General features: G+C 67.1%; 19 protein-coding genes. 4 read left to right on the forward strand and 15 right to left on the reverse strand.

The genetic code is table 11. The features are described from left to right. Positions 1–2 precede the first annotated feature (2 nt). The 5 genes from TEF_18340 to TEF_18360 all read right to left on the reverse strand — a co-directional run bounded on the left by TEF_18340 (position 3) and on the right by TEF_18360 (position 4,958). Positions 3–527: a hypothetical protein gene (locus TEF_18340; GenBank protein ANK82531.1), complete on the reverse strand. Its 525-nt coding sequence runs from the start codon at positions 525–527 to the stop codon at positions 3–5. Between the two features lie 83 nt (positions 528–610). Continuing rightward, positions 611–1,756, reverse strand: a complete 1,146-nt coding sequence (locus TEF_18345; protein ID ANK82532.1) for a hypothetical protein — start codon at positions 1,754–1,756, stop codon at positions 611–613. Between the two features lie 291 nt (positions 1,757–2,047). Then, positions 2,048–3,388 carry a hypothetical protein gene (locus TEF_18350; protein ID ANK82533.1) on the reverse strand — a complete coding sequence of 447 codons (1,341 nt, stop codon included), beginning with the start codon at positions 3,386–3,388 and terminating at the stop codon, positions 2,048–2,050. Then, positions 3,385–4,107: a DNA-binding response regulator gene (locus TEF_18355; protein ID ANK83595.1), complete on the reverse strand. Its 723-nt coding sequence runs from the start codon at positions 4,105–4,107 to the stop codon at positions 3,385–3,387. The genes TEF_18350 and TEF_18355 overlap by 4 nt, the downstream gene beginning before the upstream one ends. Before the next feature lie 110 nt (positions 4,108–4,217). After that, positions 4,218–4,958 (reverse strand): hypothetical protein, encoded by a 741-nt coding sequence (locus TEF_18360; GenBank protein ID ANK82534.1) that lies wholly within the window; start codon positions 4,956–4,958, stop codon positions 4,218–4,220. A 272-nt stretch (positions 4,959–5,230) separates the two neighbouring features. Here TEF_18360 and TEF_18365 point away from each other — a divergent pair, with 272 nt between their 5' ends. From TEF_18365 to TEF_18380, 4 genes are all read left to right on the forward strand, one after another. Beyond that, the gene (locus tag TEF_18365) at positions 5,231–6,712 is read left to right on the forward strand and encodes a hypothetical protein (GenBank protein ID ANK82535.1); all 1,482 of its coding nucleotides are present in this window, start codon (positions 5,231–5,233) and stop codon (positions 6,710–6,712) included. A gap of 140 nt (positions 6,713–6,852) precedes the next feature. Further along, a complete protein-coding gene (locus TEF_18370) occupies positions 6,853–7,359 on the forward strand; it encodes a damage-inducible protein CinA (GenBank protein ID ANK82536.1) in 507 nt (168 codons plus the stop codon). Next, a complete protein-coding gene (locus TEF_18375; GenBank protein ID ANK82537.1) occupies positions 7,356–9,425 on the forward strand; it encodes an NAD(+) synthase in 2,070 nt (689 codons plus the stop codon). Before TEF_18370 ends, TEF_18375 begins: the two co-directional genes overlap by 4 nt. Positions 9,426–9,609: 184 nt before the next feature. Next, entirely contained in the window at positions 9,610–10,125 is a 516-nt protein-coding gene (locus tag TEF_18380) for a hypothetical protein (protein ANK82538.1), read from the forward strand. 9 nt (positions 10,126–10,134) lie between these two features. Here TEF_18380 and TEF_18385 read toward each other — a convergent pair whose 3' ends face one another. The 10 genes from TEF_18385 to TEF_18430 form a co-directional block, all read right to left on the reverse strand. Further along, a complete protein-coding gene (locus tag TEF_18385) occupies positions 10,135–10,293 on the reverse strand; it encodes a proteolipid membrane potential modulator (GenBank protein ANK82539.1) in 159 nt (52 codons plus the stop codon). A gap of 113 nt (positions 10,294–10,406) precedes the next feature. Next, a complete protein-coding gene (locus tag TEF_18390; protein ID ANK82540.1) occupies positions 10,407–12,065 on the reverse strand; it encodes a hypothetical protein in 1,659 nt (552 codons plus the stop codon). Between the two features lie 11 nt (positions 12,066–12,076). Beyond that, positions 12,077–13,114, reverse strand: coding sequence for a cation transporter (locus TEF_18395; protein ANK82541.1), 1,038 nt, complete (start codon positions 13,112–13,114; stop codon positions 12,077–12,079). Between the two features lie 170 nt (positions 13,115–13,284). Continuing rightward, a complete protein-coding gene (locus TEF_18400; GenBank protein ID ANK82542.1) occupies positions 13,285–14,631 on the reverse strand; it encodes an oxygen-independent coproporphyrinogen III oxidase in 1,347 nt (448 codons plus the stop codon). A gap of 105 nt (positions 14,632–14,736) precedes the next feature. Next, positions 14,737–15,018, reverse strand: a complete 282-nt coding sequence (locus TEF_18405) for a hypothetical protein (protein ANK82543.1) — start codon at positions 15,016–15,018, stop codon at positions 14,737–14,739. A 1-nt stretch (position 15,019) separates the two neighbouring features. Continuing rightward, positions 15,020–15,817, reverse strand: a complete 798-nt coding sequence (locus tag TEF_18410) for a sugar ABC transporter permease (GenBank protein ID ANK82544.1) — start codon at positions 15,815–15,817, stop codon at positions 15,020–15,022. A 4-nt stretch (positions 15,818–15,821) separates the two neighbouring features. Further along, entirely contained in the window at positions 15,822–16,682 is an 861-nt protein-coding gene (locus TEF_18415; GenBank protein ANK82545.1) for an ABC transporter permease, read from the reverse strand. Beyond that, positions 16,679–17,761, reverse strand: coding sequence for an ABC transporter ATP-binding protein (locus TEF_18420; protein ANK82546.1), 1,083 nt, complete (start codon positions 17,759–17,761; stop codon positions 16,679–16,681). Before TEF_18420 ends, TEF_18415 begins: the two co-directional genes overlap by 4 nt. 2 nt (positions 17,762–17,763) lie before the next feature. Next, positions 17,764–18,846 carry an ABC transporter ATP-binding protein gene (locus tag TEF_18425; GenBank protein ANK82547.1) on the reverse strand — a complete coding sequence of 361 codons (1,083 nt, stop codon included), beginning with the start codon at positions 18,844–18,846 and terminating at the stop codon, positions 17,764–17,766. Positions 18,847–18,938: 92 nt separating this feature from the next. Next, positions 18,939–20,675 carry an ABC transporter substrate-binding protein gene (locus TEF_18430; protein ANK82548.1) on the reverse strand — a complete coding sequence of 579 codons (1,737 nt, stop codon included), beginning with the start codon at positions 20,673–20,675 and terminating at the stop codon, positions 18,939–18,941. Between the last annotated feature and the right edge of the window lies 1 nt (position 20,676).

Raw genomic sequence — 20,676 nt, forward strand, 5'->3', positions numbered from 1 at the left:
TCCTATTCGGCGACGATGTTTTCGGACCCGCCAGGCTGCGGGCGGCCGGAAAGATAGCTGGCGAAACGGAGCAGCAGCATCAGGACCATCAGTCCCGCGCCCAGCGGCAGCAGGAAGTGGCCGGGCCAGATCGGCACCTTGGTGCTCTGCTCCATGATGAAGGAGCCGAGATCGTACTTGTCGAGCGCGTCGAACAGGCTGCGATAGGTCAGCAGGCTGAAGATCACCGCCGAGTAGAGGCAGGTCCAGCCGTGAATGTGACGCTGCCAGCGCGGCGAGAACTGTTCGGTCAGCACTTCGACGGAGATGTGCGAGTTCCGCCGTTCGGTGAGCGCCAGCGGCAGGAACGCCACCACGACCATGTAGTAGTTCGAGACAAGCGTGATCGTCGCCGGCACGGGCAGGAAGAAGATGAACTTGCCCACCACGTCGACCGTGATGTGGATCATCATCAGGACCACGGCGATCGCGCCGATGACCGTCGTCAGATTCGTGGCCCTGGCGAGCCACCTATCGATGAAAGACATGTTGCGGTTCCGGAATTCGTGACGTTCTGGCCGGGGCGGCGGCAGGAGACGGCGGCATCAGCCGCCGCCTCTGCCGTTCGGCCTCAGTCCAGGCCGTAGGTCGTGAGGTCGACCTTCGACATGATCTCGTCCCAGTAGAGCTGGGCCAGGGCCTCAGGATCGTCGGCCATGTCCTTGGTCAGCTTCTTGTACTTGTCGACGAGCTCCGCGACCTTTTCGATCTTCGCCTGGGCGTTGTCGACGCCGTAGTCATTGGTGAACTGTTCGGCGATCACCTTCAGATCGCTCTCCACGAATTCATTGGAGAATTTCACCATTTCCTCGGTCGGCTCGATGATCTCGATGCCCTTGTCCGGCGCGTCGTTGAGGTTGCGCTTCGCGTCGGCGTAGTACTTCCAGGTCACGTCGGCGTTCGAGCGCGCCGAGGCCTTGAAGATCACTTCGCGCTGTTCGGGCGTCAGATCGGCCCAGACGTCACGGTTGATGTTGTTGGTCGCAACGCCGGCGAAGACGCCGCCGGGAATCTTCGTGGTGATGTACTTGGTCACGTCGAAGAGCTGCAGGTTGGTCAGCTCGGTCGCCGAGAACATGCCGCAGTCCACGACGCCCTGGGCCATCGCTTCGTAGATATCGTTGCCCGGCACCGAGACCTTGGTGCCGCCGACCGCCTCGGCCCAGCGGCCGAAATTGGCCGCGCCGGAACGGTATTTCTTGTTCTTCAGATCCGCCATCGTGCGGATCGGCGTCGTGCAATGGAGGATGTAGGTCGGGCTGGTGCCGGTGCCCAGATAGACCTGGTTCATCCGCTTGTGCTCGGTGAGGCATTCGGGGCAATGCAGGAAGACATATTCCGTCATGGCTGCGCCCATGGCCGTCCCGGGGCTCTCGATCTGCTCGCCGGTGGTCGCCAGCATGGAAAGATTCGCCGCCAGATTGGTTTCCGCGTATTCCGCAGGGTAATAGGGCGGGAGAACGAAGCCCATGTCGGCGATGCCGTCACGGATGCCCGGCGGCGTCTCCTTCAGGTTCAGCAGCGAAAGCGCGAAGACCTTCGCCTTCATGTCGCTGTTCGCCTCGATGTTCTTCGCCAGATTGTCCAGCGCGTAGAACGCGGCGCTGCCCGGCGGAAAGCCGACCGCGATCTTCAGATCCTGGGCCTGCGCCGTCGCGGCGCCGCCCAGCATGGCTGCGCCCGCCGCCGCCATGATCATGCTCCGGATGTGCTTCATCTTTGTTTTCCTCCCTGTTTGACCGTATCCCGACGGCCCGTGGATATCCTAGCAGGGCCGTGGAGCAATCCGTTCCGGGAAAATTCGTCGGGTGCGTCGGGGGGCGCACGCCGGGCCAGAGGCCCCGGCGTGCGCCCAGCGATACGCGCCCCTCTCCTCCCCAAGATCAGACCGCCGGAGCGGAAGATACTCGCGGGTAGGATAATTTGCAAAGGGGTTACATTCACGATCGGCGAAAACCGGTCGAATCCGCGCCGCGCCAGACCTTTCCCCGGCGTAAAAAGCGCGAGCTCAGGCAGCCGGCAGGCGGAGGGTCGCCGTCAGGCCACCGCCCTGCCGATTCTGCAGCACGATGTCGCCGTCTTGCACCCGCGCGATCTCGCGGGCGATGGCGAGCCCCAGTCCCGCGCCACCGGTGGCGCGGCTGCGCGAACCTTCGAGACGCGCGAAATCGCCGAACATCTCCTCCAGCCGCGACTCGGGTATGCCCGGCCCGTCATCATCCACCTCGACCACGGCGGCCTCCACCCCGGCGGCGACGCGCAGCCGCGCGCCACCGCCATATTTGACCGCGTTCTCCACGAGATTGCGGATCGCGCGGCGCGTCAGTACCGGCCGGAGCGAGACGATCACGCGTGGCGACGGCTCGAAGACGACGTCGGCGCCGAGTTCGGCGAAATCCTCGGCCACGGCGTCCGCCAGCGCCGAGAGATCGACGGTCGTCGGTGCTTCCGCCGACTGGTGGACGCGGGCCAGGGTAAGGATGTCCTGCAGCGTCGCGCTCATCTCCTCGCAGGTGGCGATCATGCGTTCGCGCTCTTCCGGGTCCTCGACACTTTCCGCGCGCAGGCGGAGCGAGGCGAGTGGCGTGCGCAGGTCGTGGCCGATGGCGCCGAGCATGCGGTCCTTCTCGGTGAGCATGGCCGCGATCCGGCGCTGCATGTCGTTGAACGCCTCGGTCAGCCGACGGACATCTGCAGGTCCTTCCGCGCGCAGTTCCCGGCCGCCACCGCTGGCGCCGAACCCGGCGGCCGCATCGGTCAACCGGCCCAGGGAGCGGGCCGCGCGACGGCCGAGCCAGAGCACCGCCAGCAGCACAACGCCATAGATGACTGCCGTCTGCACCAGCAGGCGCCCCAGCAGCCAGTCATCCTCGCGCGGCGCGATCGCCGGCACGTTGATCCAGAGCGCCTGTCCGGCCTTCGCCGAGACCAGATAGAGCTGACGGGGTTCCGGCTCGCCATCCGGCCCGGGCGGCTGTCGGCGCGGATTGCCCCGCCATTCGCCGGCCCCGGTCACGCGGACCTCGGCAACATTCGCGCCGAGGGCACCCAGCCCGTCGGCGATGCGCGCCTCCAGCGCCGGCTCCCGCGGCGCGGCGGCGTCGACCGCGCTGTCGGCGCTGATCCGGACGCGCCGGCCGAAAGGTCCCCGCCGCTCCCCGACGCCCTGCTGCAGCCGTTCGGCCGCATCATGTATGCGGGCGATGGCAGGCGCGCTAATGGCGTTCAGGCTGCGCTCCCGCCGCTCGCCATAAAGCAGCGCGAAGTTGATCGCCTGGGCGACGAACAACGCCGCGGCGACCAGCAGGGCGAGCTGGGCGGCCAGCGTCCTGGGGCGGGCGAGTCTCACAGCCGCTCCACCTCGGCAGCGAGCGAGTACCCGCCCCCGCGGACGGTACGGATCAACTCTGGATTACGGGGGTCCACCTCGATCTTGCGGCGCAGGCGGCTGACCTGATTGTCGACGGCGCGGTCGAACGCGCCGGCCTCTCGGCCCTGGGTGATATCGAGGAGGTGGTCGCGCGACAGCACCTGGCGCGGGCGCGTGACCAGCGCAAGCAGCAGATTGAATTCGCCGGTCGACAGCGCCACGGAGACGCCGTCGCGGTCGACGAGCGCCCGCTCGCCGGCCTTCAGCACCCAGTTGCCGAAACGGTAACTCGCCGTCTCCGGCGCCCGCTGCGGCCGCGGGCCGCCGCCGGCGCGGCGCAGTATGCCGCGGATGCGCGCGACCAGTTCGCGGGGATTGAAAGGCTTCACCACATAGTCGTCGGCGCCCATCTCCAGGCCGACGATGCGGTCCGTCTCGTCGCTGCGCGCCGTCAGCAGGACGACGGGCAACTCGCCGTTGACCCGGATGTGGCGGCAGAGGCTGAGCCCGTCCTCGCCCGGCATCATGATGTCCAGCACGACAAGATCGACCGCGTAGGCGGCAAGCCGCGCGCGGGCCGCACCCGCGTCCGCCGCCTGGGTGACGCGGAAACCGTTGCGCGACAGGAAGGCGGCGAGCGGCTCCCGGATGGCGCGCTCGTCATCGACGAGCAGGATATGCGGCTTCGTGTCGTTCATGAGCCCCCGGCGCGGCATGGCCTATCGCTTGTCATCAGATCGGTCGCCGCCCGGGGAAATCCAGTGTCCGGGGGCGACGGCGCGCCGCCGCCCCCGTTGACCGGCGGCACCTACTGACGGTGCTGCTTCTTCCAGTTCTCGCGCGCGCTCTCGCGCTCGGCTTCGGTGACGACGCCGTCATTGTCGGCGTCCATCCTGTCGAAGAAGCCCAGCACGCGGCCCTCGAACTCCGATTTCGAGACGCTGCCGTCGCCGTCGGAATCCATCATGCCGCGCTTGCCGTGGCCGCCCTTGCCGGACCGCTCGCCGTGATGTTCTGCCCAGGCGGCCTTGATCTCCTCCCGGCTGACGGCGCCGTCGCCGTCGGCGTCGAGCCGGGCGAACTTCTCGGCACGGGCCGCGTCGAACTCGGTGCGGGTGACCGAGCCATCGCCGTCGCTGTCCATCCTGGCGCCACGCTTGCCATGGCGGCCCGTCATCTCGTCAGCAGCGATGACGCCATCGCCATTGTCGTCCATGCGGGCGAACCTGTCGTCGGCGCGGGCGTCGAACTCGGCGCGCGAGATCGTGCCGTCACCGTCGGGGTCCATCGTGCCATGCTTGCCGCCATGGCCGTCGCCGCGCTTCTCCGCATGTCGGCTCCAGGCCGCCTTCATCTCCTCGCCGGAGATCAGGCCGTCGCCATCGACGTCCAGCCTCGCGAAGTGCTTCTCGACACTGGCCGTCATCTCCTCGCGGGTCAGTTTGCCATCGCCGTCGGCGTCCGCACGGAACTTGCCGCCGGCCTGGACGGCCAGCGAGCCGGTCAGCAGCATCGCCGCCGCGCCGGCCAGAATGATCGATTTCTTCATCTCGGGTCCTTTCCGTTGATGGGTTCGGCGCATCGCGCCGCCTGTCATCAATCTGGCGACCTCGTGTCGCCCTTGTTTGCCGATTTCGTGGAGTTATGTCGCGGATTGTTACAGGCAGCGGGAACCATCGGCCGCCCCTGCGGCGTCCTGCAGATGACAGCCGCGCCAGGAAGAACGCATTCGAAGAAGAACACTGGGAGGATTCCGTGAGAACGATCCCGACATTCAGCGGCGCGCGCACCGCTCTGATCGTTACAGCCCTGTCAGCCACGATGCTGGCGGGCGGCGCAACATCTGCGCCGCAGAGCGCCGCGGAAATCGACGATCCCAACCTGGCCGATGCCGTGGCCGACGAGATCGCCCACGAGCAGGGCGTCGAGAGCAGCACCATCCAGGCGACCGCGGAGGATGGTGTGGTGACTCTCTCCGGCACCGTTCAGGATCTGCTGGCGAAGCGCCGCGCCGAGACCATCGCGGGAACGGTCCTGGGCGTGAAGTCGGTGGAGAACGAACTGACAGTGAATCCGCCGGAGGATCTGCAGTCCGACCGGGTCGGCACCATGGTCGTCGCCGCGCTGGCCGCCGATCCGGCCACGGAGAGCTGGGAAATCGACGTCGAGACCGACAGTGAAGGCCATGTCGCCCTGTCCGGCCGGGTCCAGTCCGGGCAGGAAGCGCGGCTGGCCGAACGCGTCGCCATGAGCGTCGCCGGCGTCACCGGGGTGACCAACGCGCTGACCATCGAACCGGCAGTGACCCGGTCCGACGGCGAGATCCGCGAGGACGTCACCGCCCGCCTCGACTGGTCGGCCCTGTTCAGTGACGAGTACATCGACGTTGCGGTGGCCGACGGCGTCGTGCATCTCAGCGGCGACGTCTTCAGTGCAGCGGAACGGGCGCGCGCCGTCTCCGAGGCCCATGTGCGGGGCGTGACCGGGGTCGACGCGAGCGGACTGAAGGTCGCATTCGCCGAGAACGGGCGCGCGCCGGCGAATCCGGAGCCGGGCCAGCCGCGGGACGATGCGGCGATACGCCAGGCCGTTCAGTCCGCGCTGATGGCGAATCCCCGCGTCGACCGGGGCGGCACCGAGACCTTCGTCGACGACGGGGTCGTCACGCTGCGGGGCGGGGTCGACAATCTCGCGGCCAAGGAGGCCGCGGGCGATGCCGCCGGCAAGATCATCGGCGTCGAACGGGTCGAGAACCGCATGCACGTCAACCGCTCGAAACCGATGAGCGACCCTGAACTCGAACAGGACATCGTCAACGCGTTCATCCGGCATCCGGACGTCGAGGCCAGCGATTTCGTGGTGAAGGTCCGCAACGGCGTCGTCAGTCTCTACGGCAACGTGGACAGCTTCTTCGAACAGTCGCAGGCCTACAAGGCGGCGAGCCGCGTGGGCGGCGTCGCGCGGGTCGAGAACCACATGGATGTGCGGGACAATGTCAGGCCCTTCGTCAGCGACCTCTACGCCGACAACGTCCGCTACGAGAGCTATGACTGGTGGTCCGACTACCGGGAGCCGCGGACGATGAAGAGCGACGCAGAAATCGCCGCGGCCATTCGCGACGAGCTTTCGTGGAGCCCCTTCGTGCTGGCGGAGAACGTGGAAATCGTCGTGCAGGATGGCCGGGCGACGCTCGGGGGAACCGTGAACTCCGTGCGTGCGCGTCAGGCCGCGATCGAGAACGCCTGGGAAGGCGGAGCGGTGTGGGTTCGCAACGAGATCGAGGTCGCCGCGCCGCGTTCCTGAGTCCCGGTCACCTCAACGGCGGCGGCAGAGGACGCCGAAGCGCTGAGCTTCCGCGTCTCTCTCCTGCCCGGACCTCGGGGCTTGTGCGGTCGCGCCCGCCGTGACCAAGTAGGCGGGAACGAAGAGCCGGAAACAGGCCCATGAGCAGTATCCTCGCCATCCACCTGCCCGACCGCATCGAGGCGGCGGTGCACGCGTTCCTGGACGCCGCCTGCGACCAGGGACTGCGGGTGGCGACCGCCGAAAGCTGCACCGGCGGCCTCCTTGCATCGCTGCTGACCGACATCGAGGGCTCCTCCCACGCCTTCGAGTGCGGTCTGGTGGTGTATACGGACAAGGCGAAACGCGACATCCTGGCCGTGCCGGCGGCGGTCCTTGAGCGTCACGGCGCCGTGGCCGAGGCGACCGCCATCGCCATGGCCGAGGGGGCAATGCGTCGAACCGCGGCCGACATCGCCATGGCGGTGACAGGATTCGCCGGCCCGGCGGGGGTGGACGACGAAGAGGGACTGGTGCATTTCGCCTGCGCCCGGAAGGGGCGCGAGACCCGCCATCGCGAGGAGCACTTCGGACCGATCGGTCGCGGACAGGTGCGCGTGGCGTGTATAGAGATTGCGATTGCGATGATGAGCGAGATGCTGAAATGAGCAGAGAGCGGACCGGCCCCGATCATTTCCATGCCATGCACCGCCACGGTTTCGTGCGGGTGGCGACCAGCACGCCGCGCGTGCTGACCGCCGATGTCGGCTTCAACCGCGACGCCATACTGGCGGAAGCCCGGCGGGCCGACGCGGCGAACGTCGACCTGCTGATCTACCCGGAACTCTGCGTCTCCTCCTACGCGCTCGACGACCTGCACCTCCAGACGGCGCTGCTCGACACGGTCGAGGACGCCATCGCCGAGATCATCTCGGCGAGCGCGGAACTGTCGCCCGTGCTGCTGATCGGCGCGCCGCTGCGCCATCGCGGCCGGCTCTACAACTGCGGCCTGGCCGTCTCGCGCGGCCGGCTGCTCGGCGTGGTGCCGAAGTCCTTCCTGCCGAACTACCGCGAATATTACGAGAAACGCTGGTTCGCCCATGGCCGGAACATCCGCAACGAAACCATCCGGGCCGGCGGCGTCGAGGCGCCGTTCGGCAGCGACCTGATCTTCGAGGCCGAGGATCTGGCGGGCTTCTTCTTCCACATCGAGATCTGCGAGGACTTCTGGGCCGCCGTGCCACCGTCCTCGGCCGCCGCCCTCGCGGGCGCGACGATCCTGACCAACCTGTCGGCCTCCAACATCACCATCGGCAAGTCCGACGAGCGCCACATGCTGTGCAAGTCGCAGTCGGCGCGCGCGGTCGCGGCCTACGCCTATTCCGCCGCCGGGCCGGGCGAAAGCACCACGGATCTGGCCTGGGACGGACAGGGCATGATCTACGAGCTGGGCGACCTGATGGCCGAATCCGAGCGCTTTCCCACCGAGCCACAGCTCTGTATCGCCGACATCGACACCGCCCGCATCCTGGGCGAGCGGATGCGGCACCAGACCTTCAACGATTCGGCCAACGACCAGCACCACCCCGAACGCGAATTCCGCCGCATCGCCTTCATGCACCAGCCCTGCTACCGCGACATCGGGCTGATCCGCCCGATCCGCCGCTTCCCCTTCGTGCCCAACCGCCAGAGCCACCTCGATCAGGACTGCTACGAGGCCTTCAACATCCAGGTGGAAGGTCTTTGCCGGCGCTTTCAGGCGACAGGCGGCGGCAGCATGGTGATCGGCGTCTCGGGCGGGCTCGATTCGACCCACGCGCTGATCGTCGCGGCCAAGGCCTGCGACCGGCTGGGGGTTCCGCGCAAGAAGATCCTGGGATTCACCCTGCCCGGTTTCGCCACCAGTTCGGGCACCAAGAGCAACGCCTGGAAGCTGATGGACGCGCTGGGCGTGACGGCCGAGGAGATCGACATCCGGCCAGCCGCCGAGCAGATGCTCAAGGACATGGGCCATCCCTTCTCGCAAGGGGAGCCGGTCTATGACATCGCCTTCGAGAACGTCCAGGCGGGCCTCAGGACGGACTACCTGTTCCGGCTCGCCAACCAGCGCGGCGGCTTTGTCGTCGGCACGGGCGACCTATCGGAACTGGCACTGGGCTGGTGCACCTACGGCGTGGGCGACCAGATGAGCCACTACAACGTCAACGCCGGCGTGCCGAAGACGCTGATCCAGTACCTGATCCGCTGGACCGAGCGCACCAGCCAGTTCGACGATGCGGCGAATGCGGTGCTGGACGCCATCCTGGATACGGAGATCTCGCCGGAACTGGTGCCCACGGGCGAGGAGGAGGAACTGCAGAGCACCCAGGACAAGATCGGTCCCTACGAACTGCACGACTTCTTCCTCTATCACACGATCCGCTACGGCCAGCCCCCCTCCAAGGTCGCCTTCCTGGCCTTTCACGCCTGGCGGGACGTGACACAGGGCCTCTGGCCCATCGACTTCCCCGACGATGCGCGCAACCAGTACGACCTGGCTGCGATCCGCAAGTGGCTGGAAAGCTTCCTGTGGCGCTTCTTCGAGTTCAGCCAGTTCAAGCGCTCGGCCCTGCCCAACGGACCCAAGATCTCCTCCGGCGGGGCGCTTTCGCCCCGCGGCGACTGGCGCGCGCCTTCGGACGCCAAGGCCACCGTTTGGCTGGAGGAACTGCGCCGCTCGGTGCCGGAAGCGTAGCCGCCGAATCGCAGGGGCATCGCCGCCGGTACGATCCGGGTGCGGAAGGGGTGGCGTGAAACCGCGCGCCAGCGGATAATCGGCGGAACGCGATTCAAGGGGGTGGTGCGGGACAATGCTGCCAGCCACGCCGCGATTACCGGAGCCGATACGCGCGCGCTTTGCCGGCGCAAGCCCTCAGATCGTGGAGTTTCTCGAACTCTGGAACCGTTCCCGTCATGGCGCGCTGGTGCCGCTCCGGCGCGAGCTCGATCCCTTCCAGGCGCCCCGGCTGCTGCGTCATGTCTGGCTCTACCAGTACCTGCCGGACAGGGACGACTTCGTCTGCAAGCTGGCCGGAGAAAACGTCAACGAAGCCTGGGGCGGCCGGCTGAAGGGCCAGATGCTGAGCGACGTGGTCGGGCCAGCCCACAGGGACGCCGCGATCCGCCGCTGGCGAGGCGTGATCGAGACGCCCTGCATTCTCTACGGCGCCATAGGCCCCGAACGGCAAGACGCCGACGGCCGCCCGATCGCCGAGCGGCTGGTGCTGCCGCTGGCGACAGCGATCGACATCGTCGACCACACGATCGGCATCAGCCTCTACAGCGTCAGCCAGACCGACCGGGATCTCATCCGGCCGGTATGGGACGACATGCTGCGCATTCCCTGCGCCGAGTTCCAGGCCTTCGATTCGCCCGATCCGCCGGACGCCGCCTGACGGCGGCGGCTATCTCTTGGCGATGATCCAGATGGCGTGGATGATCCCCGGGATATAGCCGAGCAGGGTGAGCAGGATGTTGAGCCAGAAGTGAAGGCCGAGGCCGACCTGCAGGAACACGCCGAGGGGCGGCAGGATGATGGCCAGGATTATTCGAAGGATGTCCATGGTTCTCTCGCCTGGTTCTTTGCTGTTCTTTCCAGCTTCGCAGATGGCGAGCCGCCGACCGCGCGCAAGGCCGTGGCGGCGGCCTGTGTCAGCGTTATTCTGACGCGCCCGCTTCACACATAGCGGCTTCGCACGAACGGCGAGGGCCGGGCTTTGCGCCGCGCCCGGCGGTCCTCGAATGCGATGGCGAAGCCGGGCCGCTCGGTAATCCCCGCGCGCATGTTCACCGCAGCTGCCCTGTTCCACAGCGCCAGCGCAGAATGACGGGCGGGGTCGAATCCGTCGCGCATGGCGAAACCCAGATGATGATGCCAGAGCCGGCGGCGGAACTCGCGCACCGCTGACGGCTGCCGCCAGAGAATGGCGGCTTCCGTATCGAGTTCCAGACTGCGCCCGTTGAGATTGGCGGACCCGACCATGGCCAGCCGGTCGTCGGCGATGATCGTCTTGGCGTGCACATAGACGCCCCTGGCGCCAAGGGCCGTGTCCTCGGGCGCGTCGCCGTCGTCGACGGGCTGGCGGCTGACCAGCGTATAGACGCCGAAGCGCCCGCCCAGCGCCCGGCGCAGACGGCGGATATTGCGGTACTGCAGCCAGTGGCCGTGGCGCGTCGGTGCGCTCCAGCCGCCATCCGGATCCAGCCGGTCCGGCGCCAGCGGCAGCAGAAGAATGATCTCCAGTTCCGGATTGTCCCGCGCCGCCCGGATCAGCCGGTCCGTCACGCTCCGGGCGCGGAGATACTGGGTCTCGATGTAGAGAAAGCGCCGCGCCGCGCCGACAATCTCGTCGATCGCCGCCGAAATCGAGGTGATGCGCCGGTCGACGTCCAGCGCCGCGGGGCTCTCGCCGCCGGAACGGGAGGTCGCCACGGCCACCTCGCCGTCGGCGCCGGCCCCGCCGGCCGCCTCGGCCCCGTCCTTCATCGGATGAAGCTCTGCGGGCCTGACGTCTGCCTTCTCGTCCACGTCCGGCAACGCGTCCATGAAGTCCCTGAAGGCCACCAGCTCGACGTTCCAGCGATCGACAAAATGATGCGTCAGCAGGGCGACGGCCGGACCCTCGAGCCGGCAGGCGAGATCATGCCAGGGCGTCTCGCGGTCATGGCAGAGCGTGTCGTAGCGGCGCTCTCCGATATCCAGTCCGCCCACGAAGGCCATCCGCCGGTCGACAATGCAGAGCTTTTCGTGATGGGTGCCGGGCAGCAGGTTCGCCGGCCGCGGCAGGCGGCGCACGAAACGGGCTCCGCGGCGGGCGATGTGCCGCCAGAGACCGGGCGCCGTCGCGAAGGCGCGCCGCGCCGCGTCGGCGTCGCCACGGCCTTCGTCCGCGCTCGCCGCCAGGCGCTTGATGAGCCTTCCGATCCTGAACTGCGCGGCGACGTTGCCGGCAACAATCTCCGGCAGTCCGGGCCGGACGGGGTTCTGCGAGCACATTACCTGGACCGTCGCATCCGCACGTCCCGCCGGCCCCGACAGGTCCATCAGGCGCCGGTAGGTGCGCCAGGCGCTGCGGTGAAGCGTCGGTGTGAAGACGGGGTCGAAGTCGGCAAGCAGGATGCGGAAGCGGACGCCCCGCTCCACGGCGCGATTGAGCAGGGCTTCCCAGTTCTCCGCCTTGTCCGTGACCAGGTCCAGATCCGGCGTCAGTGTCCAGTAGGCCATCAGCACCTCGTCCTCGGCGCGGTCGATGGCCGTCTCGATCGCGGCGTAGGTCTCCTCCGCCTCGATCAGGGGCTGTACGCAATGTCCCTTCTGGAAGACCGGTCCGTGCACGTCTCCTCTCCTCAGAACAGCCAAATCAGGGCCGCCACGCTGGCGACATAGAGACCCAGCATGGTGACGCTCTCGAAGCCGACATTGGCCAGGCCATAGCGCTCCCGCCGCAGCATGCCGACCAGCAGCACGGCGGTCATCAGGATCGCCACCAGGACGATGAGACGCTGATCCTGTGCCATCTCGTGGTAGATCGACCCCGGGCGGTAGGCGACATCGGAGAACGCCGCGAACAGGACGTCGAACGCGTTGCCGCCAAGAATGCCGCTGACGGCGAGGGTCAGCGCGCCCCGGCGAACGGCCGCCACCGTCGTCACCAGTTCGGGCGTCGAGGTGGCGATGGCGGTCATCAGCGCACCGACGACACCCTCGCGCACTCCCGCCTTCTCGACCATGGCGATGCCGGCCTCCGCGATCAGCAGTCCGGCCACGCCGACCAGCGCGCCGAGCAGCAGGATCCAGCCGCCAAGGCGAAGCACGGATTCGCCGCCGCGCTCGGGTTCGTCAGGCTCGTCCAGATTGGTGAGGGCTGTCTTCGCCGGTCCCCACATCGGCCGGGCACCCGCTTCTGCAGCGATGCGCATGCCAAGGCCATAGACGATGAGCAGCAGCGGCGTCACCGGATGCACGCCCAGGATGGACACCGGCGGCAGCGCCTCGGCCGCCAGCAGCATGGTCAGCAGCACGATCAGCACCGCGCCGCTGACCATCGTCGGCAGCGAGGCGGCCGCGTGTTCCAGATTGGCGCGCCGGTAGGCCAGGTCGGCAATCACCAGGAAGGCGGTCTGCGCGGTGATGCCGCCCAGCGCGTTGGACAGCGACAGTTCCGGGTGCCCCGTGGCCGCCGTCCAGACCGACGTGACGCTGCCGGACAGCGAGGTGATGAGGCCGAGAAAGACCGCGCCGGTCAGCGCCTCCCCGATGCCGCTGACATCGGCGAAGCGGTCGGCCAGCCGCGTCAGCCGCGCGCCGGCCAACAGCACCACGATCCCCGCCGCCGCGAAGGCGGTGAGGATCAGCGGCAGGGAGAGACCCGCGAGATCGATCACGAGATCACGTCTCCCGTCACCGCGCTGGCGGTTCCATCCGATCCTTCCATGTTCGCAGCCCGCACGCCGTCTTCTTCTCCATCCGCGACTTTCCGGCCGTACCCGGGCAGGTAGGCAGGGCGGGGGGAGATTGCCACCTCGATCCGAACGGGCGGCGACGCCCGGAAGTTTCAGACGGCGACGGCGTGACGGGCCGGGCCCAGGTTCAGACGGGCGTCGAAGGCAGCCGCGACGACCCGGCTGAGCGGGCGGAACGCCTCGGCGACGACGATGCGGTCGCCGTCACGCCTGACGATCCCGTCGGCCTCCAGGGCGGCAAGGTCCGCCTCCGGCGCAGGGCGGCCATGAGCCGCGGCGAGCGCGGCCAGATCCACCGTCAGATCGCACATGATCCGCTCGATGATCTCCCGGCGCATGCGGTCATCGCCGTCGAGGGCGAGGCCGCGTGCGATGGCGAAACGCCCGTCGATTATCTCCCGGCGCCAGTTCTCGGTCGCGGCATCGTTCTGAACGTAGCCCTCGGGCAGACTGCCGATGGCGGAAGCGCCAACGCCGAGCAGCACGGGCGCTTCGTCCGTCGTGTAGCCCTGGAAGTTGCGCCTGAGGCGGCCGCTCTCCAGCGCCCGGGCCATCGGGTCGTCGGCGCGGGCGAAATGGTCCAGTCCGATCTGCCGGTAACCTCCGGAAACCAGACGTTCCGCAATGGCGTCGGCCTGGGCCAGCCGCCCGGCGGCGTCCGGCAGGTCTTCCTCGCGGATCATCCGTTGATGCGGTTTCATGTGCGGCACATGAGCGTAGCCGAAGACAGAGATGCGGTCGGGCGTAAGCTCGAGCAGCCGGTCGGTGGTCTCGATCACGCCATCGACGGTCTGCAGCGGCAGGCCGTAGAGCAGATCGGCATTCACACCCTCGATGCCGCCCGCCCGCAGCCGCGCGAATGCGTCGGCAACCGTTTCGAAGGGCTGCACGCGGTTGATCGCCCGCTGGACCTTCTCGTCGAAGGTCTGGACGCCAAGGCTGACGCGGTTGACCCCGGTCTCGGCCATGGCGTCGACCAGTTCATCGCAAAGGTGGCGCGGATCGACCTCGAGAGCGACCTCCGCGTCGCGCTTGAAGGCGAAGCTGCGGCGGATGCGCTGCATGATCCCCCGGAACCGTGCGGCGCGGACGAGGCTGGGGCTGCCGCCGCCCCAGTGCAGATGCTTAAGCGGCAGCACCGACGGCAGCGCGCGCGAAAGCAGGTTGAGTTCCATTTCCAGCGTGTCGAGATAGCGCTCCAGCGGCTCGTTGCGCAGCGTCGCCCTGGTGTTGCAGCCGCAGTACCAGCACATCGTCCGGCAGAATGGCACGTGGACGTAGAGCGAAACCGGGGTGCCCGATCGGATCCCGGAGAGCCAGGTCCTGTAGGTGTCCTGCGTGACCCCGGGGCCGAAATGAGGGGCGGTGGGATAGCTCGTATAGCGCGGAATTCGCTTGTCGGCGTGCGCGAGAATGAGCGCCGTTCGGTTCGCGGACATGATGTCTGGGGCCTCGCTCCTTGATCTTTCGGACGCGAGTCCAGCATGTCCCGCCGGGGGAGCTTTTGACCTATCTCAAATGCGGCGGCGAATTCCGGCGCGCGTTCAGACCTTCCAGAACACGAACAGCGCCCAGGCGATGGCGATCGCCAGTCCGCCCCAGAGCGGCGTGCCCTGAAACGCCATCCAGCCGATGAAGATGAAGGCGCTGCCCAGCAGCGTCATGAACAGCCGGTCGCCCCGGGTGGTGTCCAGGCCGAAGACGCCGCGCCGGGGGGCGCCGCCGGGCGAAAAATACTCCCACACGCCCATCGATGCGATGGCCAGCGCGATGAAGACGAAGAAGGCGGCGGTCGGCCACGTCCAGGCCATCCACGACAGGCCCATCTCAGACCCTCCCCAGGGCGAAGCCCTTGGCGATGTAGTTGCGGACGAAATAGATCACGAAGGCGCCGGGCACGATGGTGAGCACGCCGGCCGCGGCCAGCAGGCCGAGCTCGTAGCCCGAGGTCGAGGCCGTCCTCGTCATGACCGCCGCGATCGGCTTGGCCTCCACGGACGTCAGCGTCTTGGCCAGCAGAAGCTCGACCCAGGAGAACATGAAGCAGAAGAACATGGCGACGCCGATGCCGGCGGCGATCGTCGGCATGAAGATGCGGACGAAGAAGCTCCAGAAACTGTGCCCGTCGATATAGGCGGTCTCGTCCAGTTCCTTGGGCACGCCGGACATGAAGCCTTCCAGGATCCAGACGGCCAGCGGGATGTTGAACAGCGTGTGGGCCAGCGCCACGGCGATGTGGGTGTCGAACAGCCCGACCGCCGAATAGAGCTGGAAGAACGGCAGCGCGAAGACCGCGGCCGGCGCCATGCGGTTGGTCAGCAGCCAGAAGAACAGGTGCTTGTCGCCGAGGAAGCGGTAGCGGGAGAAGGCATAGGCCGCCGGCAGCGCCACGGCGACCGAGATCACCGTGTTCATCGAGACATAGGCCAGCGAGTTCACATAGCCCATGTACCAGGTGGGATCGGAGAAGATGGCCCGGTAGTTGTCCAGCGTGAAGGTCTCGGGCCAGAGCGTCAGCCCGCCCAGGATCTCGTTCGTGGTCTTGAACGACATGTTCAGCAGCCAGTAGATCGGCAGCATCAGAAAGACGATGTAGACAGTCGGAATCAGCCAGCGCGTGCGCATCGCATTACTCCTCGTTCCGCATCATCAGGGTGTAGAAGACCCAGCTCAGCAGCAGGATGATGACGAAGTAGATCAGCGACATGGCCGCCGCGGGGCCGAGGTCGAACTGCCCCAGCGCGATCTTCACCAGGTCGATGGAAAGCAGCGTCGTCGAGTTGCCCGGGCCGCCGCCGGTCAACACCACCGGCTCGGTATAGATGTTGAAGCTGTCCATGAACCGCAGCAGCACCGCGATGGTCAGCACCCGCTTCATCTTGGGCAGCTGGATGTAGCGGAAGATGGCCCAGGGGCTGGCGCCGTCGATGCGGGCGGCCTGATAGTAGGCGTCGGGTATCGAGACAAGGCCGGCATAGGCCAGCAATACCACCAGCGAGGTCCAGTGCCAGACGTCCATCAGCAGCAGCGTGAACCAGGCCGCGGTCGGCTGGCGGGTGTAGTTGTAGTCGAAGCCGAGCTCGTTGAGCCCCCAGCCCATCAGGCCGATCTCGGGCAGGGCGAAGATGTTCCACATCGCGCCGACGACGTTCCACGGTATGAGCAGCGGCAGCGCCATCAGCACCAGGCAGACCGAGACCCAGAAGCCGCGCCGCGGCATGGCCAGCGCGATGACGACGCCCAGCGGCACCTCGATGGCCAGGATGGAGAAGGTGAAGATCATCTGCCGCGTCAGCGAATCGTGGAACCGCGGCGAACTGATCACCTGCTCGAACCAGATCATGCCGGCCCAGAAGAACTCGTTGTTGCCGAAGGTCTCCTGCACCGAGTAGTTGACCACCGTCATCAGCGGCACGATGGCGTTGAAGGCCACCAGCACGAGGACCGGCAGCACGAAGAACCAGGCGCGCTGGTTGACCGTCTTCCTCATGACGCCGCCCTCCCGCCGGCAAGCCAGCCGTTCTCGTAGATACGGGTGCGCGCGGGCTCGAACGCCAGATGCGCTTCCTCCGAGGGCAGCGGCTCCTCGTTGGAAACCAGCAGCTTGACCATCTGCCCCTCACGCGTCGCCGTCTCCACCACGCGGTAGCGGCCGGCTTCCATGACCCGGGTCACCCGCACGGGCAGGCCGCTGTCGGCAAAACGCACGAACTCCGGGCGGACGCCCAGTTCCAGGCCGGAATTGGCGGTGACCGCCGTGACGTTCTCCGCTTCCACCGGCGCGCCACAGACCACGGCCCGGCCGCCGTCCATGGCGCAGGGCAGCAGGTTCATGCCGGGCGAGCCGATGAAATGGCCGACGAAGGTGTGGGCGGGGCGCTCGAACAGGTCGACCGGCGTGCCGATCTGGACCACCTCGCCGTCCTTCATCAGCACCACCTGGTCGGCGAAGGTCAGCGCCTCGACCTGGTCGTGGGTGACGTAGATCATGGTCCGGTCGATGCGCCTGTGCAGCTCCTTCAGTTTGGAGCGCAGCAGCCATTTCAGATGCGGATCGATCACCGTCAGCGGCTCGTCGAACATGATGACGTTGACGTCGTCGCGGACCAGCCCACGCCCCAGCGAGATCTTCTGCTTGCCGTCGGCTGTCAGCCCGGACGCCCGGCGGTCCAGCATCTCCGTCAGGTCGGTCATGTCCGCGATCTCGGCCACCTTGGCGGCGATCTCGGCCGCCGGCACGCCGCGGTTGCGCAGCGGGAAGGCCAGGTTCTGGCGCACGGTCATGGTGTCGTAGATCACCGGAAACTGGAACACCTGGGCGATGTTGCGCTCAGCCGGTCCCCTGCCCGCCACGTCCTCGCCGTCGAACAGCACCCGGCCCCGGCTGGGTGTCAGCAGGCCGGAGATGATGTTGAGCAGCGTGGTCTTGCCGCAGCCGGACGGCCCCAGCAGGGCGTAGGCCCCGCCGTCGGCGAACTCGAAGTCGAGCTGCTTCAGCGCCCAGTCCTCGGGCGTCTGCGGGTCGGGCGCGTAGGCATGGCCGAGGCCGTCGAGTGTGATCCGCGCCATGCTCAGCCCGCCCTGTCGCCGGCCGCGCCGGCCATGTGGCCGTCGGCGTCGAAGTACATCGCCCGGGACATGTCGACGTGGAACGTCGCCGGGGCGCCGATCTCGAAATCATGCACGCCGTGGCTGAGCGAAACCCAGTCATTGCCCTGCAGCACGAAATGGACCGTGCTTTCGGAGCCGCTCAGCTCGGCGATCTTGACGGCGCCGGTCACCGCCACGGGCTGGTCGCCGCGCGGTTCGATGGTGACCCTGTGCGGCCGGATGCCCAGGCGGTACTCGCCGTCGGGCATGTCGTCCAGGGCCGGATCGGCGTCCCAGGCCAGGTCGCCCAGGCTGAAGCGGCGCCCCGCCTTCTGCACCGGCGCCTCGTTCATCGGCGGTTCGGAGAAGACCTGGGCGCTGACCAGGTCGATCGGCCACTTGTAGATTTCCATGGTCGGGCCGAACTGGGTCACCCGGCCTTCGTGCAGCGTCGCGGTGTTGCCGCCGAACAGCAGCGCCTCCATGGGTTCCGTCGTGGCGTAGACGGCGATGCAGTTGCGGTCCGCGAACAGCTTCGGCAGTTCGTCGCGCAGTTCCTCGCGCAGCTTGAAGTCGAGATTGGCCAGCGGCTCGTCGAGCAGGACGAGATTGGCGTCCTTCACCAGTGCCCGGGCCATGGCCGTACGCTGCTGCTGGCCGCCGGAGAGTTCCGAGGGACGCCGCTTCAGGAACGGCGTCAGCCGCATCAGCTCCGCCATTTCGTGAACCCGGCGGTCGATGTCCGCCTTCGCCATCCGCGCCAGCTTCAGCGGGCTGGCGATGTTGTCGTAGACGGAGAAGTTCGGGTAGTTGATGAACTGCTGATAGACCATCGAGACGTTGCGCTTCTGGACCGACACGCCGGTGACGTCGCGGCCGTCGAAATGGATCTCGCCTTCCGTCGGCCGCTCCAGACCGGCCATGAGCTGCATCAGCGTGGTCTTGCCGGCAAGTGTCGTGCCCAGCAGCACGTTGAAGCTGCCCGGCTCCAGCGTCAGGTCCATCGGGTGGATATGCGTCACGCCCTCGACGCGCTTGCCCACAGATTTAAGTTCCAGCGCCATCTCGTGAATATACTCAAAAGAAACGCCCCGGGGCGGGGCGGAAAGGCCCGGCGCGCCCCGAGGGACGCGCCGGGTTCAGTTTCCGACAGACCTCAGTTGGCCTGCCAGCGCTTGATCAGCTCGTCATAGGCGATGGTCTCGCCCTGCGGCTTCTCGTTGGGGAGCTTGGCCTTGGCGCCGCCCTTGCCGATCCACTCGGAAGGATCCTTGGGCTCGTTGAGGCGAGGGCCACAACCGCCATAGGTGTTGTTCGCCTTGTCCGCACGCTCCATGCGGGCCATGGTCGTGTCCATCTCCTGAGCCAGCCGGTCCATGGCCTCCTGCGGCGTGAAGGCGCCGGAGTTCACGTCACCGATCTGCTGCCACCAGATCTGGGCCAGTTTCGGATAGTCGGGCACGTTCACGCCGGTCGGCGACCAGAGAACGCGATCGGGCGAGCGGTAGAACTCCACCAGGCCGCCCAGTTTCGGCGCGCGGTCGGTGAAGGACTGATGGTTGATGTCGCTGTCGCGGATGATCGTCAGACCGACATGGCTCTTCTTCAGCGAGGTCGTCTTGGACACGGTGAACTGGGCGTAGAGCCAGGCAGCCTTGCGGCGGTCGACCGGGGTCGACTTGAACAAGGTCCAGGAACCCGCGTCCTGATAGCCCAGCTTCTGGCCTTCCTCCCAGTAGGGCCCGTGCGGCGACGGCGCCATCCGCCAGAGCGGCTTGCCCTCATCGTCGACGGTGTTGTTGCCCTCCGACTTCGGCGCGACCATGGAGGCGGTGAAGGCCGTGTACCAGAAGATCTGCTGGGCCACGTTGCCCTGGCTCAGCGCCGGCAGCGACTGGTAGAAGTCGTAGTCGGCGGCGCCCGGAGGCGCGTACTTCCTCAGCCATTCGTCCCACTTGCGGATGGCGTAGACGGCCGCAGGGCCGTTCGCGCCGCCGCCGCGGCTGACCGAAGCGCCTTCCGGATTGCAGGAGCCTTCCTCCATGCGGATGCCCCATTCGTCGATGGGCTGGCCGTTGGGCAGGCCCTTGGAGCCGGCGCCAGCCATCGACAGCCAGGCGTCGGTCATGCGCCAGCCGAGATCCGGCGCGCGCTTGCCATAGTCCATGTGGCCATAGACGCGGACGCCGTCGATCTCCTTGACGTGCTCGGAGAAGAACTCGGCGATGTCCTCATAGGCCGACCAGTTGACCGGAACGCCCAGGTCGTAGCCGTACATCTCCTTGAACTGCTTCTGCAGTTCCGGACGGTCGAACCAGTCCTTGCGGAACCAGTAGAGGTTGGCGAACTGCTGGTCGGGAAGCTGGTAAAGCTTGCCGTCCGGGCCGGTGGTGAACGACTTGCCGATGAAGTCGTCGATGTCCAGCGTCGGCAGGGTCACGTCCTTGCCGTCGCCAGCCATCCAGTCGGTCAGGTTGACGGCGAGCTGCAGTCTGGAGTGCGTGCCGATCAGATCCGAATCGTTGATGTAGGCATCGTAGAGGTTGCGGTTGGTCTGCATCTGGGTCTGCACGGCCTGCACGACCTCGCCCTCGCCCAGAAGCTGGTGATTGACCTTGATACCGGTTATTTCCTCGAAGGCTTTCGTCAGCACTTTCGATTCATATTCGTGTGTCGGGATGGTTTCCGACAGCACGTTGATCTCCATGCCCTTGAAAGGCTCCGCGGCCTTGATGAACCATTCCAACTCCGCCTGCTGCTCTTCCTTGGTCAGCGTCGATGGCTGGAACTCGTTGTCGATCCACTTCTTCGCCTCCTCCATGCCGGCAAAAGCCGGCCCGGATGTTGCGAGAAGCGCGCCGGCCGCGACAGCGGCGAGCAGGTTCCTTTTCATT

This window comes from Rhizobiales bacterium NRL2, from assembly GCA_001664005.1.
GTDB lineage: Bacteria > Pseudomonadota > Alphaproteobacteria > Minwuiales > Minwuiaceae > Minwuia.

Bases quoted from the DNA above. Each gene is read 5' to 3' on its own strand.
- TEF_18340 (ANK82531.1), bottom strand. From the start codon at position 527: ATGTCTTTCATCGATAGGTGGCTCGCCAGGGCCACGAATCTGACGACG.
- TEF_18345 (ANK82532.1), bottom strand. From the start codon at position 1,756: ATGAAGCACATCCGGAGCATGATCATGGCGGCGGCGGGCGCAGCCATG.
- TEF_18355 (ANK83595.1), bottom strand. From the start codon at position 4,107: ATGAACGACACGAAGCCGCATATCCTGCTCGTCGATGACGAGCGCGCC.
- TEF_18360 (ANK82534.1), bottom strand. From the start codon at position 4,958: ATGAAGAAATCGATCATTCTGGCCGGCGCGGCGGCGATGCTGCTGACC.
- TEF_18365 (ANK82535.1), top strand. From the start codon at position 5,231: ATGCTGGCGGGCGGCGCAACATCTGCGCCGCAGAGCGCCGCGGAAATC.
- TEF_18370 (ANK82536.1), top strand. From the start codon at position 6,853: ATGAGCAGTATCCTCGCCATCCACCTGCCCGACCGCATCGAGGCGGCG.
- TEF_18375 (ANK82537.1), top strand. From the start codon at position 7,356: ATGAGCAGAGAGCGGACCGGCCCCGATCATTTCCATGCCATGCACCGC.
- TEF_18385 (ANK82539.1), bottom strand. From the start codon at position 10,293: ATGGACATCCTTCGAATAATCCTGGCCATCATCCTGCCGCCCCTCGGC.
- TEF_18400 (ANK82542.1), bottom strand. From the start codon at position 14,631: ATGTCCGCGAACCGAACGGCGCTCATTCTCGCGCACGCCGACAAGCGA.
- TEF_18405 (ANK82543.1), bottom strand. From the start codon at position 15,018: ATGGGCCTGTCGTGGATGGCCTGGACGTGGCCGACCGCCGCCTTCTTC.
- TEF_18410 (ANK82544.1), bottom strand. From the start codon at position 15,817: ATGCGCACGCGCTGGCTGATTCCGACTGTCTACATCGTCTTTCTGATG.
- TEF_18415 (ANK82545.1), bottom strand. From the start codon at position 16,682: ATGAGGAAGACGGTCAACCAGCGCGCCTGGTTCTTCGTGCTGCCGGTC.
- TEF_18420 (ANK82546.1), bottom strand. From the start codon at position 17,761: ATGGCGCGGATCACACTCGACGGCCTCGGCCATGCCTACGCGCCCGAC.
- TEF_18425 (ANK82547.1), bottom strand. From the start codon at position 18,846: ATGGCGCTGGAACTTAAATCTGTGGGCAAGCGCGTCGAGGGCGTGACG.
- TEF_18430 (ANK82548.1), bottom strand. From the start codon at position 20,675: ATGAAAAGGAACCTGCTCGCCGCTGTCGCGGCCGGCGCGCTTCTCGCA.